The sequence below is a fragment of the Pseudomonas kurunegalensis genome, from assembly GCF_030291635.1.
Classification (GTDB): Bacteria; Pseudomonadota; Gammaproteobacteria; order Pseudomonadales; family Pseudomonadaceae; genus Aquipseudomonas; species Aquipseudomonas monteilii.
The window spans coordinates 3,908,934-3,930,863 of sequence record NZ_CP127871.1; the positions used below are offsets into that span (position 1 = coordinate 3,908,934).

Below are 21,930 nucleotides of genomic sequence, written 5' to 3' on the forward strand. Positions count from 1 at the left end.
ATGAACAGTGCCTTCAGCAACCTGAGCATTTCGCAACTGACGGCACTGTTGACCATCCTGGAACTGCGCAACCTCAGCCAGGCCGCCCTCCGTCTGGGCACCAGCCAGTCGGGCGTCAGCCGCCACCTGGCCCAGTTGCGCGACGCCTTCGCCGACCCGCTGATGATCCGCCAGCAACGCGAATATGTGCTGACCGAACGCGGTGAAGCCTTGGTGGAGCCAGTGCGTACCCTGCTGGAAAGGCTTCAGGAAATGAGCCGGCCCACCACCTTCACCCCGCTGGCCTGCAACCGGCGCTTTCGCCTGGCCGGTTCCGACTACGTTGCCCAACACATCCTGCCAGGGTTGCTTGAGCACCTGGCAACAGTCGCGCCACAGGCCGACGTGGATTTTCGCCTGTGGCAACCCGACCGTTTCGACTGGCTGGCCACAGGTGAACTGGACATCGCCGTCAGCATGCTGCAGGACACGCCGGCGGCCTATCACGGCAGAATCATTGGTGAAGACCGGGCCGTTTGCTGCATGCGCGCCAACCACCCACTGGCCAAGCGAACGGCACTGGGTATCGACGATTACCTGGCATGGAGCCATGTGAAGATCACCACTGGCGGAGACAAAGACGGTTTCCTCGACGCCTACCTGCGCAGGCACAGCCTGCAGCGCAACCTGAAACTCTGCGTACCGTTCTACTCCGCAGCCCTGGCCGTGCTTGGGACCAGTGACATGCTGCTGATGCTGCCCGAACACATTGCCCGAAAATGGTCAGCGCAAGACGCCGTCTGCTACCGCCCACTCGACTTCATCGAACACCAGTTCCGTTACTGGGTGGTCTGGCACAGCCGCACGCACAGCTCGCCGGAACAAGCGTGGTTCCGTCGCCTGGTGCACACACATTGCCAGCAGTCGCAGTCGTTGCGCCCTGACAACAGCCACTATCCAGTCTCTGCATAATTCACTTTCAGAAACCGGAATTCACATTAAGCCGATAACTGTTAACTTGTTAATCAACGCGGTGGCACGTTAAACACACGACACCTCGCCTAACAATAATATCGCGCGCAAGCCCCTATTATTCTGCCAAATCATTCTAGTTCGCGAGAAGGCATTCGCGCACCTGAAACAATCGAGAATAAAACGATGAGCAGAACAGAAAGTACCGAACCTACATTCGAGCGAAATCTTTCAAACCGACATATACAAATGATCGGCCTGGGCGGGGCCATCGGTACTGGCCTCTTCCTTGGCAGTGCGGGGGTTATCAAGTCTGCTGGCCCAAGCCTGCTGGTGGGTTACATGATCGCCGGCCTTATTGCATTCCTTATCATGCGCCAACTTGGCGAAATGCTGGTTGATGAACCGGTCTCTGGTTCCCTCAGTCATTTCGGTAATAAATACGGCGGTGGTTTCATGGGCTACCTCACCGGCTGGAACTATACCGTCACTTACTTCCTGGTCGGCATGGCCGAACTTACCGCACTGGGCAAATACATGCAGTTTTGGTGGCCCGAACTTCCCACGTGGGCAACCGCCGGTTTTTTCCTGCTGCTGATCAGTGGCATCAATACCCTCAACGTGAAAATCTACGGCGAGTCGGAGTTCTGGTTCGCCATCATCAAGGTCGGCGCTGTACTGCTGATGATCGTGATGGGCGCCTGGTTCATCTTCGGCCCACATACGCCACCCCAGGCAACCATCGCCAACCTGTGGAGCCACGGCGGCTTCATGCCCAATGGCTGGCAGGGCTTGATCATGGCGCTGCCACTGATCATGTTCGCCTTTGGCGGCCTGGAGTTCATCGGCTTTACCGCTGGGGAGGCGCGCGAGCCGGGCAAAACCATCCCCCGTGCGATCAATGCCGTGCTCTATCGCATCGGCCTGTTCTACGTCCTGGCCTTGGCAGTGCTGCTGGCGCTCACCCCGTGGGACAACCTGGTCGCATCGCTGAGCGCGGCGGGAGCCCCCTATAGCGCCAGCCCGTTCGTCAAGATACTGAGCTTGCTCAAGGTGGATTACGCCGCCCATGCGCTGAACTTCGTCGTGCTTACCGCTGCCCTTTCGGTCTACAACGCAGTGGTGTACTGCAACTCCCGCCAGTTGCACGCCATGGCACGACAAGGCCATGCACCACGCGCCCTGGTCAAGCTGAGTGATCGGCGCATCCCCATCAATGCCCTGCTGCTCACCGGCCTGGTGACAGCGGCTGCGGTGGTGCTCAACTACCTGTCCCCCGATGGCGCCCTGGAAACCCTGATGTCGCTGGTAGTGGCGACCACAATGATGAACTGGGCGCTGACCAGCGTCATCCACCTGAAATTCCGCAAGGCCAAACGCGAGGCCGGGCAACCGACTGCCTATCACTCGCCGCTGTACCCGCTGACCAACTACCTGTGCATCGCCTTCATTGCCGGCCTGTTGCTGATCATCGCCTTCATTCCGGGCATGCGCATTTCCGTCCTGCTCATCCCCTGCTGGCTGTTGGTCATGGCCATCACGTATCAAAAAGTCAAAAACAGCCCCGCTGCCATTCACCCCGTTTCCAGCAACGCCTGAGAGGTACCCCAATGAAAAACCACCCAACACCCGTGCAGACGATGACCGGTGGCGATGCCATCGTCGCCAGCCTGAAAGCCCACAACGTCGACACCGTGTTCGCCCTGCCCGGTGCGCAAATCTATGGCCTGACCGACGCCCTGGCCCGCAACAGCGACAGCTTGCGTATCTTCGGTGCACGTCATGAACAAACCAGCGCCTACATGGCCTTCGGTTATGCCCGCTCCTCCGGGCGCCCCGGTGTGTTCGCTGTGGTACCCGGCCCTGGCATCCTCAACGCCAGCGCGGCGATGCTCACTGCGCACGGCTGCAATACCCCGGTGCTGGCACTGACCGGCGACGTGATGAGCCCGTTCAAGGACCGTGGCCGCGGTCAGTTGCATGAACTGCCCCGGCAGCTGGAAGTGCTGCAAGGCATCGGCAAATGGGCTGCGCATATCGAACAACCCGCCGAGGCGTCCTGGCGTGTTGCCGAAGCATTCCAGCACATGCAATCGGGGCGGCCTGGTGTGGTCTCACTGCAAGCGTCGTGGGACTTCTTCACCCGCCCTGCTGCGGTGCAGATTCAGCAGCCGCTGGCCCTGCAGCCGACCCCGCCGGTGGACAGCGATGCAGTGAGCGTGGCGGCAAAGCTGCTGAGCCAGGCCGCCAGCCCGATGATCTTCGTAGGCTCCGGTGCGCTGGACGCGAGCGCCGAGGTCAACCAGTTAGCCGAGGTGCTGGGCGCGCCAGTGGTCAGCTTCCGTGGCGGGCGCGGCGTAGTGGCCGATGACCATCCGCTGGGTTTCACCGTGGCGGCTGGCGCGCGGCTGTGGCCAAAGACCGATGTCGCCGTCGTCATCGGCTCACGCTTCGAGCTGCTGGATATTCGCTGGCGCCATCGCCCGGCCGGGCTGAAGCTGATCCGGATCGACATCGACCCGGCAGAAGTGCGGCGCATACCGGCGGACGTCAACCTGGTGGCCGATGCCGCCGAAGCCTCCGCCGCACTGGCCGAAGCCGTGCTCAAGCAGGGCGCGCCCAAGCGTCGTGACGCCGAACTGGCCGAAGCGAAGGCGGTTGCGGAGCAGGCTATCCAGTGTGTGCAACCGCAACTGGACTACCTGCGGGTGATTCGCGATGTACTGCCACGCGATGGCTTCTTCGTCGAAGAAATTTCCCAGGTCGGTTTCACCTCGATCTTCGGTTTCCCGGTATACAAGCCACGCACCCTCGTTACCTCGGGCCATCAGGGCACCCTGGGCTTCGGTTTCCCGACGGCATTGGGCGTGAAGGCAGCCCACCCGGACAAGGCGGTGGTGTCGATCTGCGGCGACGGCGGTTTCATGTTCGCCGCCCAGGAACTGGCCACAGCCGTGCAGTACCAGCTCAACCTGGTCACCATCGTGTTCAACAACAACGCCTTTGGCAACGTGTACCGCGACCAGCAGGAAAGCTTTGGCGGGCGCCTGTTGGGCTCCGAGCTGGTCAACCCGGACTTCGTCAAGTTTGCCGAGTCGTTCGGCGTCGAGGCGCACCGAGTGGACAGCCCCGCCCGCCTGCGGCCAGTGCTGGAGCGCGCCTTCGCCGCCGACAAGCCCGTGCTGATCGAGGTCAGTGTGCCACGCGGCAGCGACAGCAGCCCTTGGCAGTTCCTGCACCCCACTTTCTCCAACTGATTGCCGAGGTACCCCCGATGTTCGAACAGGTCGAAGCCTATCCAGGCGACCCCATTCTGTCGTTGATGGATGACTTCCACGCCGATGCGCGTAGCGAAAAGGTCAACCTCAGCATTGGCTTTTATTACGACGAAGCCGGGCAAGTGCCCGTGCTCGATACCGTGCAGGCCGCCAAGGCGCAACTCGATGCCCAGGCCCCGTCAGCCAACCTTTACCTGCCCATGGATGGCCATCCGGCATTTCGCAGCGCGGTGCAGGCCTACTTGTTCGGTGAACCCGACCGGCAAACCAGCGAACGCATCGTTACCCTGCAGTCGGTAGGCGGCTCCGGGGCCCTGCGGGTGGGGGCCGACTTCCTCAAGCGTTACTACCCACAATCACAGGTGTGGGTCAGTGACCCGACCTGGGACAACCACCTGGCCATTTTCAGCGGTGCCGGGTTTACCGTGCAGCGCTACCCCTACCTGGATGAAACCGGCAGCAACGTGGCGTTCGACCGCCTGCTGGCCTGCTTCGACCGGCTACCCGCGCACTCGATCGTGCTTCTACACGCCTGTTGCCACAACCCCACCGGTATCGACCTGTCGCCTGAACAGTGGGACACCGTCTTCAAGCTGTGCCGCCAGCGTCGTCTGATCCCCTTCCTGGATGCCGCTTACCTGGGCATGGGCGACGGTGTCGAAGCGGATGCCTATGCCATCCGTGCTCTGGCCAAGGCGGGCATTACCGGACTGGTCGCCAACTCGTTCTCCAAGGTGTTCTCGCTGTACGGCGAACGCGTGGGGTCGTTATCGGTGATCTGTGAGCACGCGGCCATCGCCACGCGTGTTGCCGGGCAACTGAAAGGCACCGTACGCACCAACTACTCCAACCCGCCACGGCACGGCGCCGAACTGGTGGTGACAATCCTCAGTGACGATGGCCTTCAGCGCGCCTGGCGTGCAGAGCTGGAGACCATGCGCACTCGCATGATCGCCATGCGCCAAGCACTGCATGACCGGATCAAGGCGCTGAATCCCGAGCAGGAAGTAAGCTACCTGCTGCAACAGAAAGGCATGTTCAGCTACACCGGCCTCAGTGCGCAGGCCGTTGACCGCATTCGCGAACAACATGCGGTGTACCTGATACGCAGTGGGCGCATTTGCATTGCCGGCCTCAACGAGGGCAACCTCGACGCCGTGGCCAGCGCCTTGGCCAGCACCAGGTAACTGCGCGCCCACAGAAGCAGCGCATATCGGTAGAGAGAACGCAAACAGCCCCGCTGCACGAGTGGGGCCGTTTGCAACTGCGGCCATACGTAACGCTGGCAACGGCGATTTCGCAAACGCCATGACTGGCCAAGAAAGGATTTCCCCCGACAAGCTGTTGCGAATTTACTTACAGTGAAATACTGTATGTGCATACAGCAAAACAAGGAAATGCCTGTGTCCAGCACCGCCTCCGCCACCCCGAGCAGCTATGAACAGCTGGGTGTACGCATCCAGAAGATCATCAACAGCCCTACCGCCCAGCGCAGCCGAGCGGCGCTGATCTTCCGCCTGGAACAGGAAAGCCCGGAAGACTGGGAAACCTTGCTGGAGGAGATTGCGGAAAACGACAACGTCACCCTCGCTCACCGCGACGATGGCGGCGTACAGGTTTTCTGGACCGTACCGAAGGAAGACTGACCCCGCATGAGAGTTTCGTTTTTTGCCGCAGCCTGCCTGTTACTGACCGCTCCACTTGCCCAAGCCGATGCCCCACGCACCTTTCAGGAGGCCAAGAAGGTCGCCTGGAAGCTGTATGCGCCGCAATCGACCGAGTTTTATTGCGGCTGCAAATACAAAGGCAACAAGGTCGACCTGGCGTCCTGCGGCTATGCCCCGCGCAAGAACGCCCAGCGCGCGTCACGTATCGAGTGGGAGCACATCGTGCCCGCCTGGCAGATCGGCCATCAGCGCCAGTGCTGGCAGGACGGCGGGCGCAAGCAGTGCTCGCAGCATGACGCGGTGTACAAACGTGCCGAGGCTGACCTGCACAACCTTGTACCGAGCATTGGCGAGGTCAATGGCGACCGCAGCAACTTCAGTTTCGGCTGGCTGCCGGAGCAACGCGGCCAGTATGGCAGTTGCCTGACCCAGGTCGACTTCAAAGCCAAGAAGGTCATGCCACGCCCCTCGATACGCGGCATGATCGCCCGCACCTACTTCTACATGAGCAAGCAGTACAACCTGCGCTTGTCCCGGCAGGACCGCCAGTTGTTCGAGGCCTGGAACAAGACCTATCCGCCGCAGGCATGGGAGCGGCAACGCAACCAGCAGGTGGCTTGCGTGATGGGCCGGGGTAATGAGTTCGTCGGGCCAGTGAACCTCAAGGCCTGCGGCTGAGCCTCAGACCAACGCCTGCAGATAGGCGCTGGCTTCCCGGTAGCGGGCCAACCGCGCCAGGTCGGCGGGGCCAGGGCAAGGGATGCGCGAAATGTCGCTGTTATCGGCCAGATCGGCCAGTTTGACGGTGCGCGCCAGCGGGTCATCGCCCAGACGCACCACGAAGTCCTGGTAAGCCTCACCCTCGCGGCGACTGAGCGCCAGCAAGGCGGCAAGGATTTTAAGCGCGAAACCCTCGCGCGCCAGGTCGGACAGGGTCAGCGGGGTGTCTTCGATCACATCGTGAAGTACTGCGACAATCCGTTGTTCGGGTGTGGACACCCGCATCATCACGCGTAGCGGGTGGAGGATATAAGCCGCCCCACCCTTGTCGTATTGCCCTTCATGCGCCCTGGCGGCCACGGCAATGGCCCGCTCCAGTGTAGACATGAGGCCCCTCCCCGTTCGGCATCGTCACTCCAAGCATAGCCAAACTTGTGTGAACATTGTCTAGCGCACGGTTAACTGTGCCTTGCGGGGCTGAAAGAGGCGGTTAGCGTGTGGCCCCGTGCTGGATAACCACCGAATCGGTGCCCAGCTTGGCCATCACTTCATCCCTGCGCGCTTGTGCTTCTTCGCGGGTAGGGAACGGCCCCATCAGCACCACTGGCTTGCCGTCGCGGTATTCCACCGAAGACGGGATGCCCTTTTCGATAAGCCGTGCGGTCATGTCGCTCAGCGCACCCATGTTGGCGCCCTGAACCACCTCTACATCCCAGCCCTCGGGTGCCGGTTGGTCTGCCAGCGCCTCGGCACGGCGCTGCAGGTCGGCACCGCCGCACATCTCGCGGATGCGCAGGTTGTTGCCGGTGTCGTCGACGATGATGTCGTACTGGCCATCGCGCTTGATCGCCACGTAGCTGCGGTAGGCTTCGTACTGCCCGGCATCATCCTTGCCACGGACCTGGCCGCAGATGGTGCCCTGGGTGTCGATCCGTACGTTGCCGAACTTGGCGGTTTTGGGGTTGTGCAGGTGTTCGGCCACCTGCTTGTGCACGCCTTCGACCTCGTTCTCACAGCCCGCCAGGGCGAGCACTGCCATTACCACAGCCAGTTTGCGCACGCGTGTACCTCCAGATTCGAAGGGGCGGATTCTAGCACGCCGACCTCTGTCCCGAACCGCGACCAAACGTTACACGCTGCTTCACGCGCACATGCAAAAAGGGCGATCATTTCTGATCGCCCTTTTCGGATTTGGTAGGCACAATTGGACTCGAACCAACGACCCCCACCATGTCAAGGTGGTGCTCTAACCAACTGAGCTATGTGCCTGTCGTGTGGTGCGCATATTAGTGATCGAATGCACACCTGTAAAGCTTTTTTTTGAGAAAAATCAAAAACTTTCGAATGTAAGCGCTTCGCGCCCATGCAACGGTTTGCTGCACCCGGAACCGGGCAATGAAAAAAGGGGTGACCCTTGCGGATCACCCCTTCTTCGATTTGGTAGGCACAATTGGACTCGAACCAACGACCCCCACCATGTCAAGGTGGTGCTCTAACCAACTGAGCTATGTGCCTGTCGTGTGGTGCGCATTCTACGCATTCCTAAAACCCTGTCAACACTTTTTTTCGCGCTAAGCTACTGAATCTTAAACTCTTTATAGATAGAAGGGCCGTCAGGTACCCCGTAAAGGATTTTCATCAGACGACTAGCGGGTGTTTATTATTATTGATAGCATCGGTACATTCGTTAAAAATATAAAACACGAGGTTCCTGCAGCATGGCTAACACCCCCTACCCCCAGTCCTACTACGCCGCCTCGGCCAACCCGGTGCCGCCACGTCCGGCGCTGCAGGGTGAGGTGGAAACCGATGTGTGCATCATCGGCGCCGGCTACACCGGCCTGTCCAGCGCCCTGTTCCTGCTGGAGAACGGCTTCAAGGTAAGCATCGTCGAAGCGGCCAAGGTCGGCTTCGGCGCGTCGGGCCGCAACGGCGGCCAGATCGTCAACAGCTACAGCCGCGACATCGACGTCATCGAACGCACCGTTGGCCCCAAGCAGGCGCAACTGTTGGGCCACATGGCCTTCGAAGGCGGCCGCATCATTCGTGAGCGCGTGGCCAAGTACAACATTCAGTGCGACCTGAAAGACGGTGGCGTGTTCGCCGCCCTCACCAGCAAGCAGATGGGCCACCTGGAGTCGCAAAAGCGCCTGTGGGAACGTTTCGGCCACAACCAGCTGGAGCTGATGGACCAGAAGCGCATCCGCGAAGTGGTCGCCTGCGACAGCTATATCGGCGGCATGCTGGACATGAGCGGCGGCCACATCCACCCGCTCAACCTGGCCCTGGGCGAAGCCGCTGCGGTCGAGTCGCTGGGCGGCATCATCTATGAGCAAACCCCGGCGGTGCGCATCGAGCGCGGCGCCAACCCGGTCGTACACACGCCACAAGGTAAAGTACGCGCCAAGTTCATCATCGTCGCCGGCAACGCCTACCTGGGCAACCTGGTACCGGAACTGGCCGCCAAGTCCATGCCGTGCGGTACCCAGGTGATCACCACCGAGCCTCTGGGCGAAGAGCTGGCACGCACCCTGCTGCCGCAGGACTACTGCGTCGAAGACTGCAACTACCTGCTCGACTACTACCGCCTCACCAGCGACAAGCGCCTGATCTTCGGCGGCGGCGTGGTATACGGCGCGCGTGACCCGGCCAACATCGAGGCGATCATCCGTCCGAAGATGCTCAAGGCCTTCCCGCAGCTGAAGAACGTGAAGATCGACTACGCCTGGACCGGTAACTTCCTGCTGACCCTGTCGCGCCTGCCGCAGGTTGGCCGTATCGGTGACAACATCTACTACTCCCAGGGCTGCTCGGGCCACGGTGTAACCTACACCCACCTGGCAGGCAAAGTGCTGGCCGAGGCCCTGCGTGGCCAGGCTGAGCGTTTCGACGCCTTCGCCGGCCTGCCGCACTACCCGTTCCCGGGTGGCCAGATGCTGCGCGTGCCGTTCAGCGCCATCGGTGCCTGGTACTACAGCCTGCGCGACCGCCTGGGCTTCTGATGTAAGCAGGCCAGGCCCTATCGCCGGCAAGCCAGCTCCCACAAGTACAACACAGGTTTCGAATCCTGTGCTGTACCTGTGGGAGCTGGCTTGCCGGCGATAGGGCCAACACAGGAAAAGTTACTTGTTCAGGCTACTCACAGCCTGCTTCGCCGCAATCTCCTGCCCCGCCCGCGCCAGCTCATCCGCCGCCTTCAACCAGCGCTGACGATCCACCTGTGCCGGAAGCTGCCTCGGCGGCTGTACCAGCACCGCCCAACTCCCCTGCTTCGCCCACGCCGAGGCAAAGTCATCGAACGCCATCACCTGCCGCCGGTGCATGCCCGAGCGCAACAGCACCCGTTGCTTGTAACGGTCATAGCCGATCAGCACCGCATAACGCGGCTCGCCCCACCACGCCGAACCGTCCTCATAACGCAGCAGCACCGGGTTGCCAGCCGCCACCTGGGCCAGCAGCGCGTCCAGCTGCTTGTCCAACGGGTACACCACCATGCCGTAGTCCCGCGCCACGCGAGGAATGCCGGTGTCCAGCGCTTCGGCGCCCTGAGGCAGGTTCAACGGTTTGTCCAGCAGCCCCGGGGTGATGGGCGCGCCCTGCTGCGACAGTACGGCCGCCAGGGCCATGGCGCCACTGTGGTTGGCGTTGCCACGGTAGAACGGCACGCTGCTGATCTCGACACGCTGCGGCAGGCCCTTGAGGTTGGCGGGCGGTGCACTGGCACAGCCGGCCAGGCTGGCCGCAATCAGGCAGGCAGCCAGCAGCCGACGAGGGACGGTTTTGAAGGAATGTTGCTGCATGGATGCTCGCTTGCTTCAACGCCAGGCAGGCAGCGCCTGGCTCTGGCCAACGATCATAGGTCCCACAGCGGCGCGGGTATAGTCCGACAGCGGCTTAGAGCAAATCGGACCCAGAGATAGACCTTTGTTCGATGGAACGTCACAGGCGAAGGGCTAGACTAAAGCAGTGTCTGGAAGGCAAGCGCTGGCTGACCGTGCGCTGCCCTTGGAGATGGAGGCACAGATGAGCCTGACCATGGCAATCCTCATGCTGGTGGGCATGTGGCTGAGCGTCGCAGCCGCCATGCTGTGGGGTGTACTGCGTATCGTGCGGCGTCATTCCCACCACCACCTGCCACCGCAGGCCCCCGCCAGGCCGCAGCCTGTGCGCCGGGCGCGGCGGCATGCCGGGGTGCACTAAGCTTTCAGAAACCGCGAACGGGGCGCATGGCGCCCCGTCTTTTTATCAACCTTCAGCCGCCTCACGCTTCAATCGCGCCCTGCGAGCCAGGATGTTGAGGATCTCGATCGCGGTCGAGAACGCCATGGCCGCATACACATACCCCTTCGGCACATGGGCACCAAAGCCTTCGGCGATCAGTGTCATGCCGATCATGATCAGGAAGCCCAGGGCCAGCATGACCACCGTCGGGTTGTCATTGATGAAGTTGGCCAGCGGGTCGGCGGCCACCATCATCACGATTACAGCCGTGATCACGGCAATGATCATGATCGGCAAGTGCTCGGTCATGCCCACGGCGGTGATGATGCTGTCCACCGAGAAGACGATGTCCAGCAGCAAAATCTGGAAGATCGCCGCCGCAAAGCCCAAGGTAATTGTCGAACCGACCTTGGCTTCTTCCTTGGCACCATGCGGGTCAACACTTTCGTGAATCTCCTTGGTCGCCTTCCACAGCAGGAACAGGCCACCGGCAATCAGGATCACGTCCTTCCACGAGAAGGCATTGCCGAACACTTCGAACACCGGGTCGGTCAGCTGAACGATCCAGGCCACCGTGCTGAGCAAGGCCAGGCGCATGACCAAGGCCATGCTGATACCAATGCGACGCGCCTTGGAACGGTATTCCACCGGCAGCTTGTTGGTCAGGATGGAAATGAAGATCAGGTTGTCGATGCCCAGTACAACTTCCATGGCCACCAGCGTAGCCAGGGCAACCCAGGCGGTAGGGCTAGCGGCGAGTTCCAGCAAGTATTCCATTGTTCAAATCCTGCAGCGGCGGTTGGGGGTCAGATTTCCTGAGTGTCTTTTTTCTTGTCAGCATCTTCAGGCGTGTGGCCTTCCTTGCCGATGGCCTCACTCAAGGCCTGCTGGGCGGCCTTGTTGGTGTCGTCGATCGCCTGCTTGGCCGACTGCGCCGCCTGGTCGAGCATCTGCTGGGCGGATTTCTCGGCCTGATCGCAACCCGCAAGAGTGAACAGGGCCAACGCCAGCACCAACGGGGTGCCAATGGATTTGAGTTGCAGCATGGTGTCCTCGCATGAAATATCCCGGCGGCGCATGGCGCCTGATGCCGTGCATTCTAGAGACGCCAATAGTTCAGGAAAATTCGTATTTTCATGGCGTATACTTCGGTTTTTACGAATCGGGGCGACCGACGGTGCTCAACTATCGCCAACTGCATTACTTCTGGGCCGTGGCCAAGACGGGCAGCATCACCCGCGCCAGCGAACAGCTCAACCTCACACCACAAACCATCAGCGGGCAGATCAGCCTGTTCGAGCAAACCTATGGCCTGGAGCTGTTCCAGCGCGCAGGCCGGCAGCTGGAGCTGACCGAGACAGGCCGCCAGGCGCTGGTCTATGCCGAGCAGATGTTCCAGATCGGCGGTGAGCTGGAAGCCATGCTGCGCGCCGGCCCGCAAGAGCAGATCCTGTTTCGCGTGGGGGTGGCCGACGTGGTGCCCAAATCCATCGTCTACCGCCTGCTGGCACCGACCATGGAGCTGGATGAGGTGCTGCGCATCAACTGCCGCGAAGACAAACTCGAGCGGTTGCTGGCAGACCTGGCCATCCAGCGCCTGGACCTGGTGATTTCCGACAGCCCCATGCCCAGCCACCTGGACATCAAAGGCTACAGCCAGAAGCTGGGCGAATGCGGGCTGAGCTTCTTCGCCACCCCGGCGCTGGCACAACGGCTGGACGGCCCCTTCCCGGCTTGCCTGCAGGATGCACCGCTGCTTGTTCCCGGCCAGGAGACCGTGGTGCGCAGCCGCCTGCTGCGCTGGCTAGGCGAGCAACAGGTGCAGCCACGGATCGTGGGCGAGTTCGATGACAGTGCCTTGATGCAGGCGTTCGGGCAGTCAGGCAGCGGCATTTTCGTCGCCCCCAGCGTGATTACCGACGAAGTGTGCCGCCAGTATGGCGTGGAACTGATCGGGCAGACCGAGGCCGTGCATGAGTCGTTCTATGCCATTTCGGTGGAACGCAAGGTCAAGCACCCGGGGATCGTGGCGATTACCGAAGGCGCACGGCGGGAGTTGTTTCACTGGTGACGTTGGCCCCTGCGACGACACAGCCGAGGCTGCGCCGCCGCGCTCTGTGCTAAAGTCGCGCCCTTTCACAATAATGAGATTGTGCTGCACATGTCCCCTGTACTTCGCCTACTCAACCGAACCAGCCTGGTGACGCAGATTGTCATTGGCCTGCTTGCCGGTATTGCCTTGGCCCTTCTGGCGCCCGCCATCGCCCGCGACCTGGCCTTCCTCGGCAAGGTGTTCGTCAGCGCATTGAAGGCGGTGGCGCCCGTACTGGTGTTCATCCTCGTCATGGCCTCGATCGCCAACCATCGCCACGGCCAGGAAACCCATATCCGCCCGATCCTCTGGCTGTACCTGCTGGGCACCTTCGCCGCGGCAGTGGTAGCCGTGGTCGCCAGCATGCTGTTCCCCTCCAACCTGGCGCTCAGTACTGGCGAGGCCACGTTGAGCGCACCGGGCGGTATCGCTGAAGTGATGCAAAACTTGCTGTTGAGCGCGGTCGACAACCCGGTCAACGCCCTGCTCAACGCCAACTTCATCGGCATACTCACCTGGGCCATCGGCCTTGGCGTGGCCCTGCGTCATGCCGGTGAAACCACCCGCACCGTGGTCGAAGACCTGTCCAACGGCGTCACGCTGATCGTGCGGGTTGTCATCCGTTTCGCCCCGCTGGGCATTTTCGGCCTGGTCAGTTCCACCCTGGCGCAATCGGGCCTGGACGCCCTGTTCGGCTACCTGCACCTGCTCGCGGTGCTGATTGGCTGCATGCTGTTCGTGGCACTGATCATGAACCCGCTGATCGTGTTCTGGAAAATCCGCCGCAACCCCTACCCACTCACCCTGCTGTGCCTGCGCGAAAGCGGCATTACCGCGTTCTTCACCCGCAGCTCGGCGGCCAACATCCCGGTCAACCTGGCCCTGTCGGAGCGCCTTGGCCTGCATGAAGACACCTACTCGGTGTCGATCCCGCTGGGTGCCACCATCAACATGGCCGGTGCGGCCATCACCATTACCGTGCTGACGCTGGCGGCGGTGCATACCTTGGGCATTCCCGTGGACCTGCCAACTGCCGTGCTGCTCAGCGTGGTGGCAGCCGTTTGCGCCTGCGGTGCCTCGGGCGTGGCCGGGGGCTCGCTGCTGTTGATTCCACTGGCGTGCAGCCTGTTTGGCATCCCCAGTGAAATTGCCATGCAGGTGGTAGCGGTGGGCTTCATTATCGGTGTGCTGCAGGATTCGGCCGAAACGGCGCTGAATTCTTCGACCGATGTGCTGTTCACGGCAGCGGCGTGCCAAGCCGAAGAACGACGCAACGCTTGAGATTGTCGGGGCCGCATCGCGGCCCCAATTGCTATACACCGTGGCATTACCTACCCTAGTGGCCTTTCCCCAGCAATGAGACAGGGCCATGTCAGAACACGAAACCGCAGGTGAAGGCCGCTTCAACAGCATCGAGATCCGCATTCTCGGCTCGCTGATCGAAAAGCAGGCCACCAGCCCGGAAAGCTACCCACTGACCCTCAATGCCCTGGTCCTGGCCTGCAACCAGAAGACCAGCCGCGAGCCGGTGATGAACCTTACCCAAGGCCAGGTCGGCCAGGCCCTGCGTGCCCTCGAAGGGCAAGACATGACCCGCCTGCAGATGGGCAGCCGTGCCGATCGCTGGGAACAGCGGGTAGACAAGGCCCTGGAGCTGGTACCGGCCCAACTGGTGCTGATGGGCCTGATGTTCCTGCGCGGCCCGCAAACCCTCAACGAACTGCTGACCCGCAGTAACCGCCTGCACGATTTCGACGACACCGAGCAGATCCAGCACCAGCTGGAGCGCCTGATATCGCGGGATCTGGCCTTGCACCTGCCGCGCCAGGCCGGCCAGCGTGAAGACCGCTACACCCATGCCTTGGGCGACCCGGCGGAAATCGAGGCGATCCTCGCTGCACGCCAGCAGGAAGGTGGCGTACGCAGCAGTGGCGCCAGTGTGTCGGAAGAACGGATCGAAGCCCTGGAAGCCCGCATCGCGGCGCTGGAGGCACGCCTGGCCGAGCTGGAAGGCTGAGCCGTCACGGCTCGGGGTCGGGGAAGTTGCGGCAGCTCTTGCGCTCGGCCAGCTCCCGGTCACTGGGGCGCTGGTCGACGAACACGGTGCGGCCGTCGGCATAGATTTCCAGGTAACCCCAGTGCAGGTCGTGCTCTTTCTGCCCGGGCTTTGGAGGGACTAACCACCAGGGTTCGCGGCTGATCAGGGTCATGTTCAAGCTCCTGAGGTAATCTGCATTAAGCATAGACACCCTCAGTTACTGCTCTGCTTGTGCCGGCCCTTTCGCGGCTAAAGCCGCTCCCACAGGTACTGCACAGAATTCAAAACCTGTGCAGTACCTGTGGGAGCGGCTTTAGCCGCGAAGAGGCCGGTACAGGCTTACGCCGGTGCCGAGGTCCGGATCAGGTGATCGAAGGCTGCCAGCGAGGCCTTGGCCCCCTCGCCCACCGCAATCACGATCTGCTTGTACGGCACGGTCGTCACGTCACCCGCCGCAAACACACCCGGAATGCTGGTCTGGCCCTTGGCATCGACGATGATCTCACCACGCGGCGACAGCTCGACGGTGCCTTTCAGCCAGTCGGTGTTCGGCAGCAGGCCGATCTGCACGAAGATACCTTCCAGCGCCACTTCAGGCTGTTCATCGGTTGTGCGGTCCTTGTAGCGCAGGCCGGTCACTTTCTCACCATTGCCCAACACTTCGGTGGTCAGCGCGCTGGTGATCACTTTCACGTTCGGTAAGCTGTGCAGTTTGCGCTGCAACACCGCATCGGCCCGCAGCTGGCTGTCGAACTCGATCAGCGTCACCTGGGCGACGATGCCGGCCAGGTCGATGGCCGCTTCCACGCCCGAGTTGCCACCACCGATCACCGCCACGCGCTTGCCCTTGAACAGCGGGCCGTCACAGTGCGGGCAGTAGGCCACGCCACGGGCGCGGTATTCCTGCTCGCCCGGCACATTCATTTCGCGCCAGCGGGCGCCGGTGGCCAGGATCACGGTCTTGGCCTTGAGCGAGGCGCCGCCGGCCAGGCGTACTTCATGCAGGCCGCCATCGGTGGCCGGGATCAGGGCTTCGCCGCGCTGCAGGTTCATGATGTCCACGTCGTACTGCTTGACGTGCTCTTCCAGCGCCGTGGCCAACTTCGGCCCTTCGGTTTCCTGCACCGAGATGAAGTTCTCGATGGCCAGGGTATCGAGCACCTGGCCGCCGAAACGCTCGGCGGCGACGCCGGTGCGGATGCCTTTACGTGCGGCGTAGATGGCCGCTGCCGCGCCGGCTGGGCCACCACCGACCACCAGCACATCAAAGGCATCCTTGGCGTTGATCTTCTCGGCCTGGCGAGCACCGGCGTTGGTGTCGATCTTGCCGAGGATTTCTTCCAGGCCCATACGACCCTGGCCAAACACTTCACCGTTCAGGTAGATGCTCGGCACCGCCATGATCTTGCGCGCTTCCACTTCTGCCTGGAACAGCGCACCGTCGATGGCCACATGGCGCACATTAGGGTTGAGCACCGCCATCAGGTTAAGCGCCTGAACCACATCCGGGCAGTTCTGGCACGACAGCGAGAAGTAGGTTTCGAAGGTGAACTCGCCTTCCAGCGCCTGGATCTGCTCGATCACTTCGGCACTCGCCTTGGACGGGTGGCCACCGACTTGCAGCAGCGCCAGCACCAGCGAGGTGAATTCGTGGCCCATGGGGATGCCGGCAAAACGCAGGCTGATCTCGCCATTGGGGCGATTGAGCGAGAACGATGGACGACGGGCGTCATCACCATCCGCGCGCAGGGTAATCAAGTTTGACAGGCTGGCAATTTCCACCAGCAGGTCATGCAATTCGCGGGACTTCGCGCCGTCGTCGAGGGAGGCAACGATCTCGATCGGCTGGGTGACCCGCTCCAGGTAGGTTTTCAGTTGCGATTTAAGCGTGGCGTCCAACATACGGGCGATTCCTTTTTTCAAAACTCGGATACAAAAACGCCCAGGCGAGGTCGCCCGGGCGCTTTTACGGGGCGGTGACTACTTCAGCTTTGGCGGCTGGCTACCGCCCACGACATGCACACGGCCTTAGATCTTGCCGACCAGGTCCAGCGACGGTGCCAGGGTGGCCTCGCCTTCTTTCCACTTGGCTGGGCACACTTCGCCTGGGTGGGCGGCAACGTACTGGGCAGCCTTCACTTTACGCAGCAGTTCGGCAGCATCGCGGCCTACACCACCGTCGTTCAGTTCGACGATCTTGATCTGGCCTTCCGGGTTGATCACGAAGGTACCGCGATCGGCCAGGCCGGCTTCTTCGATCAGCACGTCGAAGTTGCGCGAGATGACGTGGGTCGGGTCACCGATCAGCGGGTATTCGATCTTGCCGATGGTGTCCGAGGTGTCGTGCCAGGCTTTGTGGGTGAAGTGGGTGTCGGTGGACACACCGTAGATTTCCACGCCCAGCTTCTGGAACTCGGCGTAGTTGTCAGCAAGGTCACCCAGCTCGGTCGGGCATACGAAGGTGAAGTCGGCCGGGTAGAAGAACACGACAGACCACTTGCCTTTCAGGTCGGCTTCGCTGACCTGAACGAACTCGCCTTTGTGGTAGGCAGTGGCGTTGAACGGTTTGACCTGGCTGTTGATGATTGGCATGAGAGACGCTCCTTCATGGGGTTGGAATCAGTTGATGGATAGAATCCTAACTAATCATCCCGCAGATGGCTCATTGGCAAAGCTCATGCTTGCGATTGGTTTTGGCTATAACCGGGGTTTATTAATAGAAGGGAATCGGCTGAGCAAAGGATTGCGGGGCGCGCTTGGGCCTCATTGCCGGCAAGCCAGCAATGAGGCCGTTAGCATCAGCGGGTAACGGTGCGCATGGTCACGAACTCTTCAGCCGCCGTCGGGTGCACGCCGATGGTCTCGTCGAACTGTTGCTTGGTCGCACCGGCCTTCAGGGCAATGCCCAGGCCCTGGATGATCTCGCCAGCATCAGGGCCCACCATGTGGCAGCCCAGCACCTTGTCGGTGTCGGCATCGACCACCAGCTTCATCAGGGTCTTTTCCTGGATGTCGGTGAGTGTCAGCTTCATGGCGCGGAAGCGGCTTTCGAACACCTGCACCTTATGCCCGGCCTCCAGCGCCTGCTCCTCGGTCAGGCCCACAGTGCCAATCGGTGGCTGGCTGAACACCGCAGTCGGAATGTTCTGGTAATCCACCGGGCGGTATTGCTCAGGCTTGAACAGGCGCCGCGCCACGGCCATGCCTTCGGCCAGGGCAACCGGCGTCAGCTGCACACGGCCGATCACGTCGCCAATCGCCAGTATCGACGGCGCGGTGGTCTGGTACTGCGCGTCAACGCGGATGTAGCCACGCGCATCAAGCTCTACACCAGTGTTCTCCAGGCCCAGGTTGTCCAGCATCGGGCGCCGGCCTGTGGCGTAGAACACACAGTCTGCAACCAACTCGCGGCCGTCTTTCAACGTGGCCTTGAGGCTGCCGTCTTCCAGCTTGTCGATGCGCTGGATGTCGGCGTTGAACTGCAGGTTCAGGCCGCGCTTTTCCAGCTCTTCCTTCAAGTGCGTGCGCACCGAGCCATCGAAGCCGCGCAGGAACAGGTCGCCTCGATAGAGCAGCGTGGTATCGGCCCCCAGGCCCTGGAAGATACCGGCGAACTCGACGGCGATGTAACCACCGCCCACCACCAGCACCCGACGTGGCAGGTCCTTGAGGTAGAAGGCTTCGTTGGAGGTGATGGCCAGCTCCTTGCCCGGAATGTCCGGCACCTGTGGCCAGCCACCGGTGGCGATCAGGATATGCTCGGCCGTGTAGCGCTGGCCTTCGACTTCCACTTCATTGGCGCCGGTCAGCCGCGCGTGGCCCTGCAGCAGGGTCACACCGCTATTGACCAACAGGTTGCGGTAGATGCCGTTGAGGCGCTCGATCTCGCGATTCTTGTTGGCAATCAGGGTACCCCAGTCGAAATGCCCCTCTTCCAGGGTCCAGCCAAACCCTGCGGCCTGCTCGAGTTCGTCAGCGACATGCGCGCCGTACACCAGTAACTTTTTCGGTACACAGCCAACGTTGACGCAGGTACCGCCCAGGTAGCGGCTTTCGGCCACAGCCACCTTTGCGCCAAAGCCGGCGGCAAAGCGCGCCGCGCGCACACCGCCAGAACCGGCGCCAATCACAAACAGATCAAAATCGTAGGCCATGTATTCAGTCTCCTAGGCAGGCGCCCAGCATAACGCCGTTGGCCGCCGCAAACAAAAAAGCCACCCCGAAGGGTGGCTCTCGTACCAGCAGGGCTTATCAGTAAGCCTTGCCAGCCTTGTAGAAGTTCTCGAAGCAGAAGTTGGTCGCCTCGATGTAGCCTTCGGCACCACCGCAGTCGAAACGCTTGCCCTTGAACTTGTAGGCAATCACATTGCCTTCGGCTGCTTGTTTCATCAGCGCGTCGGTGATCTGGATCTCGCCGCCTTTGCCCGGTTCGGTCTGTTCGATCTTCTCGAAAATGTCCGGGGTCAGGATGTAACGGCCGATGATCGCCAGGTTGGACGGCGCATCTTCAGGCTTCGGCTTCTCGACCATGGCGTCGACACGGAAGATGCCTTCCTTGATTTCTTCACCGGCGATGACGCCATACTTGTTGGTTTCCTGCGGATCGACTTCCTGGATGGCGACGATCGAGCAGCGGTACTTCTTGTACAGCGCAACCATCTGCGCCAGCACGCCGTCACCTTCGAGGTTGACGCACAGGTCATCCGCCAGCACCACGGCGAACGGCTCGTCGCCGATCAGCGGGCGACCGGTCAGGATGGCGTGGCCCAGGCCTTTCATTTCGGTCTGGCGGGTGTAGGAGAACGAGCACTCATCGAGCAGGCGACGGATACCGACCAGGTATTTTTCCTTGTCGGTGCCCTTGATCTGGTTTTCCAGCTCGTAGCTGATGTCGAAGTGGTCTTCCAGCGCGCGTTTGCCGCGGCCGGTAACGATGGAAATCTCGTTCAGACCAGCATCCAATGCTTCTTCAACGCCATACTGGATCAGTGGCTTGTTGACCACCGGCAGCATTTCCTTGGGCATGGCTTTGGTAGCGGGCAGGAAGCGAGTGCCGTAGCCGGCTGCCGGGAACAAGCATTTCTTGATCATAAACGTCCTTACAAAAGGCTAGGCCTGTGGAATTCGGCGCAGTCTAATCAGGCGGCAGTCACCTTACAATGCCCCCCGGTATCGACCGATGCCATCATAGAGATATCCCAGTGTAGATAGTTCCGGGGGATCGTAAATATTAAGGTCATACATGACGGATGGATGACAGCAAAATGATGTTGCCTGTACCGGCCTTTTCGCGGGTTTATCGAGGCATCGAACCGCCGCGAAGAGGCCGGCACAAGCACCCCATCAACTACCCATGCCCTGCCCGACCAGCACCCCGTCAACCTTCTGCCCATACAGGTTCACGCCATCATTGGCATGAAACTTCACCCGCGTCTTCTCGATGGAGCCCTCCACCAGACGTGGGTCCTGAGGCCGCTCATGGCGGTTGATCCACGCCGCCACGTCCCAGGCCTGCTGGTCACTGAGGCTGCCCGGTTTGCCCAGCGGCATGTTGTACTTGATGAACGACGCCGCCGTATTGATACGGTGCATGCCGGCACCCCAGTTGTAGGAATCCTTGCCCCACAGCGGTGGCATCACGTATTCGCCCGCCACCTTCTGCCCTTCGCCGCTGTCACCGTGGCAAATCGCGCATTGCTCGCGGTACACCTGCTGGCCACGCTTGAAGTCGTAGCCACCCTTGGGTTGCGGCACCTCAGGGTACCCACGCCCGGCAATCTCCACGCCGGTGGGTGCCTTGGTCGAAAGCCAATACGAGTACACGGCCAGCGCCGTCATCTGCGGGCTGTCGGCAGCAGGCGGCTTGCCATTCATGCTGAACTGGAAACACCCCTGAATACGTTCGGCGTATGTGTTCACCTTGTCATTCTTCTTGCGGTACGCGGGGTACATCGGGTAAGCGCCCCACAACGGCGCCGAATGGGCTAGACGCCCCTGATCAAGGTGGCAGTTGCTGCAGTTCATGCCGTTGCCCACGGCCTCTGGCATCAAGCGACGGGTATCGACGAACAAGGCATGGCCTTCACGCACTGTCTTGCCAAAGGCATTGTCAGGCAGCTCGCTTTCGGCGGGCGGCATGAACTGCGGCGCCACCTGCACATCGGGCACCTTCAACTGCGACTGGTCTTCCATGGCGATCGGCGCGGCTTGGGCGCTGCCCATGGCCAGCAGCAACAAGGCTGGAATCATCGGTTTCATGGCTTGACCTCCTGGCTGACGGGATGGGCGAAGAACTCGGCAACGGCCTTGATCTCGTCATCGGTCATGGCCTTGGCCACGCCGACCATCAGCTGGTTAGGGTCATTGCTGCGGTTACCGTCGCGCCAGGCATTGAGCTGCGCCACCAGGTAGCTGGCGGGCTGGCCGGCCAAGGGCGGGAAGTGTTCGCCGACCCCGCCGCCACCGGGGCCATGGCATTGCACGCAGCCGGGAATCTGCCGGTTCCAGTCGCCGTACAGGGCCATGCGAGTGGTAGGGTTATCGGCAATCTGCTGGCGGCGCAGGTCGCCAACGGGGTCTGCCGGCAGGCTGGCCAGGTACAGGCTGACCGCCTTGATTTCATCTTCGCTCAGGGCCTTGGCCAACGGCTCCATCACCGGCTGCTTGCGGCTGCCGTTGCGCCAGTCATGCAATTGCTTGCTGAGGTAGCCGGCCGGTAACCCGGCCAAACGAGGAAAGCCGGCAGCAGCAATACCCTTGCCGTCCGGGCCATGACAGCCGAGGCAGGCCATGGCGGCGGGGTTGGCCCCACCCTGGGTGAAGATTTTCTGGCCATCGGCGGCATGCGCCATCGGCCAGGCCAGGATCAGCAGGCTGCCGATCACGACGCGTCTCAACGGTGTCATCACGAAACTCCTTTTCTTTTGTTATATGTTTAGGCTTAAAACATATAAGCAAAGAGCG

General features: G+C 61.5%; 23 protein-coding genes and 2 tRNA genes. 11 read left to right on the top strand and 14 right to left on the bottom strand.

Going from position 1 to position 21,930, the window contains the following annotated elements; all coding sequences use genetic code 11:
• From QQ992_RS17725 to QQ992_RS17750, 6 genes are all read left to right on the top strand, one after another.
• The gene (locus QQ992_RS17725) at window positions 1-951 is read left to right on the top strand and encodes a LysR family transcriptional regulator (RefSeq protein ID WP_286110528.1); all 951 of its coding nucleotides are present in this window, start codon (window positions 1-3) and stop codon (window positions 949-951) included.
• A 186-nt stretch (window positions 952-1,137) separates the two neighbouring features.
• On the top strand, window positions 1,138-2,550 hold the full coding sequence (locus tag QQ992_RS17730; RefSeq protein ID WP_433963087.1) for an amino acid permease: 1,413 nt from the start codon (window positions 1,138-1,140) through the stop codon (window positions 2,548-2,550).
• Window positions 2,551-2,561: 11 nt separating this feature from the next.
• Window positions 2,562-4,208: a thiamine pyrophosphate-dependent enzyme gene (locus QQ992_RS17735; RefSeq protein WP_286110530.1), complete on the top strand. Its 1,647-nt coding sequence runs from the start codon at window positions 2,562-2,564 to the stop codon at window positions 4,206-4,208.
• Window positions 4,209-4,225: 17 nt separating this feature from the next.
• Window positions 4,226-5,416, top strand: a complete 1,191-nt coding sequence (locus QQ992_RS17740) for an amino acid aminotransferase (RefSeq protein ID WP_286110531.1) — start codon at window positions 4,226-4,228, stop codon at window positions 5,414-5,416.
• Window positions 5,417-5,632: 216 nt separating this feature from the next.
• Window positions 5,633-5,875 carry a DUF1654 domain-containing protein gene (locus QQ992_RS17745; protein ID WP_016711353.1) on the top strand — a complete coding sequence of 81 codons (243 nt, stop codon included), beginning with the start codon at window positions 5,633-5,635 and terminating at the stop codon, window positions 5,873-5,875.
• A gap of 6 nt (window positions 5,876-5,881) precedes the next feature.
• A complete protein-coding gene (locus QQ992_RS17750) occupies window positions 5,882-6,574 on the top strand; it encodes an endonuclease (protein ID WP_119369526.1) in 693 nt (230 codons plus the stop codon).
• A 3-nt stretch (window positions 6,575-6,577) separates the two neighbouring features.
• Here QQ992_RS17750 and QQ992_RS17755 read toward each other — a convergent pair whose 3' ends face one another.
• From QQ992_RS17755 to QQ992_RS17770, 4 genes are all read right to left on the bottom strand, one after another.
• A complete protein-coding gene (locus QQ992_RS17755; RefSeq protein ID WP_286110532.1) occupies window positions 6,578-7,003 on the bottom strand; it encodes a GTP pyrophosphokinase in 426 nt (141 codons plus the stop codon).
• Between the two features lie 103 nt (window positions 7,004-7,106).
• On the bottom strand, window positions 7,107-7,676 hold the full coding sequence (locus QQ992_RS17760) for an SPOR domain-containing protein (RefSeq protein WP_016711406.1): 570 nt from the start codon (window positions 7,674-7,676) through the stop codon (window positions 7,107-7,109).
• A gap of 132 nt (window positions 7,677-7,808) precedes the next feature.
• A tRNA-Val gene (locus QQ992_RS17765) sits at window positions 7,809-7,885 on the bottom strand.
• A gap of 169 nt (window positions 7,886-8,054) precedes the next feature.
• A tRNA-Val gene (locus QQ992_RS17770) sits at window positions 8,055-8,131 on the bottom strand.
• Between the two features lie 203 nt (window positions 8,132-8,334).
• Between QQ992_RS17770 and QQ992_RS17775 the strand changes: the two genes are divergently transcribed.
• Window positions 8,335-9,618 carry an NAD(P)/FAD-dependent oxidoreductase gene (locus QQ992_RS17775; RefSeq protein WP_003250557.1) on the top strand — a complete coding sequence of 428 codons (1,284 nt, stop codon included), beginning with the start codon at window positions 8,335-8,337 and terminating at the stop codon, window positions 9,616-9,618.
• Window positions 9,619-9,738: 120 nt separating this feature from the next.
• Here the strand turns inward: QQ992_RS17775 and QQ992_RS17780 are convergent, their stop codons facing one another.
• Window positions 9,739-10,416, bottom strand: coding sequence for a peptidase C39 family protein (locus QQ992_RS17780; RefSeq protein ID WP_286110533.1), 678 nt, complete (start codon window positions 10,414-10,416; stop codon window positions 9,739-9,741).
• 223 nt (window positions 10,417-10,639) lie between these two features.
• Between QQ992_RS17780 and QQ992_RS17785 the strand changes: the two genes are divergently transcribed.
• Window positions 10,640-10,816 (top strand): hypothetical protein, encoded by a 177-nt coding sequence (locus tag QQ992_RS17785; protein WP_164524771.1) that lies wholly within the window; start codon window positions 10,640-10,642, stop codon window positions 10,814-10,816.
• Window positions 10,817-10,861: 45 nt separating this feature from the next.
• On the opposite strand, the gene QQ992_RS17790 is transcribed toward QQ992_RS17785, so the two are convergent.
• Both QQ992_RS17790 and QQ992_RS17795 read right to left on the bottom strand, forming a co-directional pair.
• On the bottom strand, window positions 10,862-11,614 hold the full coding sequence (locus tag QQ992_RS17790; protein WP_284354778.1) for a TerC family protein: 753 nt from the start codon (window positions 11,612-11,614) through the stop codon (window positions 10,862-10,864).
• A gap of 29 nt (window positions 11,615-11,643) precedes the next feature.
• Window positions 11,644-11,883 carry a hypothetical protein gene (locus tag QQ992_RS17795; protein ID WP_016711409.1) on the bottom strand — a complete coding sequence of 80 codons (240 nt, stop codon included), beginning with the start codon at window positions 11,881-11,883 and terminating at the stop codon, window positions 11,644-11,646.
• 131 nt (window positions 11,884-12,014) lie between these two features.
• Here QQ992_RS17795 and nhaR point away from each other — a divergent pair, with 131 nt between their 5' ends.
• From nhaR to QQ992_RS17810, 3 genes are all read left to right on the top strand, one after another.
• Entirely contained in the window at window positions 12,015-12,908 is an 894-nt protein-coding gene (nhaR, locus tag QQ992_RS17800; RefSeq protein WP_119369522.1) for a transcriptional activator NhaR, read from the top strand.
• 90 nt (window positions 12,909-12,998) lie between these two features.
• Window positions 12,999-14,210: a serine/threonine transporter SstT gene (sstT, locus tag QQ992_RS17805; RefSeq protein ID WP_119369521.1), complete on the top strand. Its 1,212-nt coding sequence runs from the start codon at window positions 12,999-13,001 to the stop codon at window positions 14,208-14,210.
• A gap of 88 nt (window positions 14,211-14,298) precedes the next feature.
• Complete coding sequence (locus QQ992_RS17810) at window positions 14,299-14,946, top strand: YceH family protein (RefSeq protein WP_286110534.1); 648 nt, start codon at window positions 14,299-14,301, stop codon at window positions 14,944-14,946.
• 4 nt (window positions 14,947-14,950) lie between these two features.
• Here the strand turns inward: QQ992_RS17810 and QQ992_RS17815 are convergent, their stop codons facing one another.
• From QQ992_RS17815 to QQ992_RS17845, 7 genes are all read right to left on the bottom strand, one after another.
• Window positions 14,951-15,139 (bottom strand): hypothetical protein, encoded by a 189-nt coding sequence (locus QQ992_RS17815; protein ID WP_286110535.1) that lies wholly within the window; start codon window positions 15,137-15,139, stop codon window positions 14,951-14,953.
• 167 nt (window positions 15,140-15,306) lie between these two features.
• Window positions 15,307-16,869, bottom strand: a complete 1,563-nt coding sequence (ahpF, locus tag QQ992_RS17820) for an alkyl hydroperoxide reductase subunit F (RefSeq protein ID WP_286110536.1) — start codon at window positions 16,867-16,869, stop codon at window positions 15,307-15,309.
• A 126-nt stretch (window positions 16,870-16,995) separates the two neighbouring features.
• A complete protein-coding gene (gene ahpC, locus QQ992_RS17825) occupies window positions 16,996-17,559 on the bottom strand; it encodes an alkyl hydroperoxide reductase subunit C (protein ID WP_003250537.1) in 564 nt (187 codons plus the stop codon).
• 206 nt (window positions 17,560-17,765) lie between these two features.
• The gene (gene gorA, locus QQ992_RS17830; protein ID WP_286110537.1) at window positions 17,766-19,121 is read right to left on the bottom strand and encodes a glutathione-disulfide reductase; all 1,356 of its coding nucleotides are present in this window, start codon (window positions 19,119-19,121) and stop codon (window positions 17,766-17,768) included.
• Between the two features lie 97 nt (window positions 19,122-19,218).
• A complete protein-coding gene (gene galU / locus QQ992_RS17835) occupies window positions 19,219-20,058 on the bottom strand; it encodes a UTP--glucose-1-phosphate uridylyltransferase GalU (RefSeq protein ID WP_105946682.1) in 840 nt (279 codons plus the stop codon).
• Window positions 20,059-20,310: 252 nt separating this feature from the next.
• Window positions 20,311-21,225 carry a c-type cytochrome gene (locus tag QQ992_RS17840; RefSeq protein WP_286110538.1) on the bottom strand — a complete coding sequence of 305 codons (915 nt, stop codon included), beginning with the start codon at window positions 21,223-21,225 and terminating at the stop codon, window positions 20,311-20,313.
• On the bottom strand, window positions 21,222-21,872 hold the full coding sequence (locus QQ992_RS17845) for a c-type cytochrome (RefSeq protein ID WP_286110539.1): 651 nt from the start codon (window positions 21,870-21,872) through the stop codon (window positions 21,222-21,224). The genes QQ992_RS17840 and QQ992_RS17845 overlap by 4 nt, the downstream gene beginning before the upstream one ends.
• Window positions 21,873-21,930 lie beyond the last annotated feature (58 nt).

Coding starts and splice junctions, on each gene's coding strand:
- QQ992_RS17775 (WP_003250557.1), top strand. CDS start 8,335: ATGGCTAACACCCCCTACCCCCAGTCCTACTACGCCGCCTCGGCCAAC.
- QQ992_RS17755 (WP_286110532.1), bottom strand. CDS start 7,003: ATGTCTACACTGGAGCGGGCCATTGCCGTGGCCGCCAGGGCGCATGAA.
- QQ992_RS17735 (WP_286110530.1), top strand. CDS start 2,562: ATGAAAAACCACCCAACACCCGTGCAGACGATGACCGGTGGCGATGCC.
- QQ992_RS17810 (WP_286110534.1), top strand. CDS start 14,299: ATGTCAGAACACGAAACCGCAGGTGAAGGCCGCTTCAACAGCATCGAG.
- QQ992_RS17725 (WP_286110528.1), top strand. CDS start 1: ATGAACAGTGCCTTCAGCAACCTGAGCATTTCGCAACTGACGGCACTG.
- sstT (WP_119369521.1), top strand. CDS start 12,999: ATGTCCCCTGTACTTCGCCTACTCAACCGAACCAGCCTGGTGACGCAG.
- ahpF (WP_286110536.1), bottom strand. CDS start 16,869: ATGTTGGACGCCACGCTTAAATCGCAACTGAAAACCTACCTGGAGCGG.
- QQ992_RS17780 (WP_286110533.1), bottom strand. CDS start 10,416: ATGCAGCAACATTCCTTCAAAACCGTCCCTCGTCGGCTGCTGGCTGCC.
- QQ992_RS17785 (WP_164524771.1), top strand. CDS start 10,640: ATGAGCCTGACCATGGCAATCCTCATGCTGGTGGGCATGTGGCTGAGC.
- QQ992_RS17740 (WP_286110531.1), top strand. CDS start 4,226: ATGTTCGAACAGGTCGAAGCCTATCCAGGCGACCCCATTCTGTCGTTG.
- QQ992_RS17790 (WP_284354778.1), bottom strand. CDS start 11,614: ATGGAATACTTGCTGGAACTCGCCGCTAGCCCTACCGCCTGGGTTGCC.
- gorA (WP_286110537.1), bottom strand. CDS start 19,121: ATGGCCTACGATTTTGATCTGTTTGTGATTGGCGCCGGTTCTGGCGGT.
- ahpC (WP_003250537.1), bottom strand. CDS start 17,559: ATGCCAATCATCAACAGCCAGGTCAAACCGTTCAACGCCACTGCCTAC.
- QQ992_RS17840 (WP_286110538.1), bottom strand. CDS start 21,225: ATGAAACCGATGATTCCAGCCTTGTTGCTGCTGGCCATGGGCAGCGCC.
- QQ992_RS17795 (WP_016711409.1), bottom strand. CDS start 11,883: ATGCTGCAACTCAAATCCATTGGCACCCCGTTGGTGCTGGCGTTGGCC.
- QQ992_RS17730 (WP_433963087.1), top strand. CDS start 1,138: ATGAGCAGAACAGAAAGTACCGAACCTACATTCGAGCGAAATCTTTCA.
- QQ992_RS17845 (WP_286110539.1), bottom strand. CDS start 21,872: ATGACACCGTTGAGACGCGTCGTGATCGGCAGCCTGCTGATCCTGGCC.
- QQ992_RS17815 (WP_286110535.1), bottom strand. CDS start 15,139: ATGACCCTGATCAGCCGCGAACCCTGGTGGTTAGTCCCTCCAAAGCCC.
- galU (WP_105946682.1), bottom strand. CDS start 20,058: ATGATCAAGAAATGCTTGTTCCCGGCAGCCGGCTACGGCACTCGCTTC.
- QQ992_RS17750 (WP_119369526.1), top strand. CDS start 5,882: ATGAGAGTTTCGTTTTTTGCCGCAGCCTGCCTGTTACTGACCGCTCCA.